This window comes from Oryzibacter oryziterrae, assembly GCF_021864535.1.
Classification (GTDB): Bacteria; Pseudomonadota; Alphaproteobacteria; order Rhizobiales; family Pleomorphomonadaceae; genus Pleomorphomonas; species Pleomorphomonas oryziterrae.
In genome coordinates, this window is the sequence record NZ_JAKJIC010000050.1 from 1 (window position 1) to 1,711 (window position 1,711).

Below are 1,711 nucleotides of genomic sequence, written 5' to 3' on the forward strand. Positions count from 1 at the left end.
TGGTGGCGGACAATGTGAAGGCCGGCCGGCTGAGCTTCACCACCGATCTTGCCGGCCCCGTGGCCGAGGCGGACGTGGTCTTCATCGGCGTCGGCACGCCGTCCCGCCGTGGCGATGGCCATGCCGACCTCTCCTATGTCTACGCCGCCGCCCGCGAGATCGCCGAGGCGGTGAAGGGCTTCACGGTTGTCGTCACCAAGTCGACGGTGCCGGTCGGCACCGGTGACGAGGTGGAGCGCATCATCCGCGAGGTCAACCCGTCGGCCGACGTCGCCGTGGTCTCCAACCCCGAGTTCCTGCGTGAAGGCGCCGCCATCGACGACTTCAAGCGCCCCGATCGCATCGTCATCGGCCTTGAGGACGAGCGCGCCCGCGAGGTGATGACCGAGGTCTACCGCCCGCTGTACCTCAACCAGGCGCCGCTGCTGTTCACCCAGCGCCGCACCTCCGAGCTGATCAAGTATGCCGGCAACGCCTTCCTTGCCATGAAGATCACCTTCATCAACGAGATCGCCGATCTGTGCGAGAAGGTGGGCGCGGATGTGCAGCAGGTGGCGCGCGGCATCGGTCTTGACGGCCGCATCGGCTCCAAGTTCCTGCATGCCGGTCCCGGCTACGGCGGTTCGTGCTTCCCGAAGGATACTCTGGCCCTCGTGAAGACCGCCCAGGACTATGACAGCCCGATCCGTCTCATCGAGACGACCGTCGCCGTCAACGACAACCGCAAGCGCGCCATGGCCCGCAAGGTGATCGCCGCCTGTGGTGGCGACGTCCGCGGCAAGACCGTCGCCGTGCTCGGCCTGACCTTCAAGCCGATGACCGACGACATGCGCGACAGCCCGGCCATCTCCATCATCCAGGCGCTGCAGGACGCCGGCGCAACGGTGCGCGGTTACGACCCCGAAGGCATGGACAATGCCAGGAAGGTGATCGACGGCATCACCTATGCCGCCGACGCCTATGACGCGGCCAAGGGCGCCGACGCCGTCGCCATCGTCACCGAATGGAACCAGTTCCGCGCCCTCGATTTCGCCCGTCTCAAGGGCCTGGTGAAGGCACCGGTTCTCGTTGACCTGCGCAACATTTACCGCCGCGACGAAGTCGAGAAGCATGGCTTCAGCTATTCGAGCGTCGGACGATCCTAAGCGACCCCGTGTCGGCCACACTCCAAGAAAATATACGCTGCAAGAATTAGGATGATGGATAATGTCTCAGCTTAAGAAGGCTCTGATTACCGGTGTCACGGGGCAGGACGGTTCGTATCTTGCCGAGTTTCTGATTTCGAAGGGCTATGAAGTTCACGGGATCAAGCGTCGTGCGTCTCTTTTCAACACGCAGCGCGTCGACCACATCTACGAAGATCCCCATGTCAACAACGCTCAGTTCAAGCTGCACTATGGCGACCTGTCCGACACCTCGAACCTGACGCGCATCATCCAGGAAATCGAGCCGGACGAGGTCTACAACCTCGGTGCCCAGAGCCACGTGGCCGTGTCCTTCGAGGCCCCCGAGTATACCGCGGACGTGGACGCCATCGGCACGCTGCGCCTGCTCGAAGCCATCCGCTTCCTCGGCCTGACCAAGAAGACCCGCTTCTATCAGGCCTCGACCTCCGAGCTCTATGGTCTGGTGCAGGAGATCCCGCAGCGCGAGACCACCCCCTTCTATCCGCGCAGCCCCTATGCGGTGGCCAAGCTCTATGCCTACTGGA

The 1,711-nt window shown here is 63.5% G+C and carries 2 protein-coding genes; both read left to right on the plus strand.

What is annotated here, in order from left to right; all coding sequences use genetic code 11:
- Positions 1 to 1,145, plus strand: a 1,145-nt coding sequence (locus L2I41_RS21425; RefSeq protein ID WP_237155660.1) for a UDP-glucose dehydrogenase family protein, incomplete at its 5' end; no start/stop codon positions are given.
- A 61-nt stretch (positions 1,146 to 1,206) separates the two neighbouring features.
- Positions 1,207 to 1,711, plus strand: a 505-nt coding sequence (locus L2I41_RS21430) for a GDP-mannose 4,6-dehydratase (RefSeq protein ID WP_237155661.1), incomplete at its 3' end; no start/stop codon positions are given.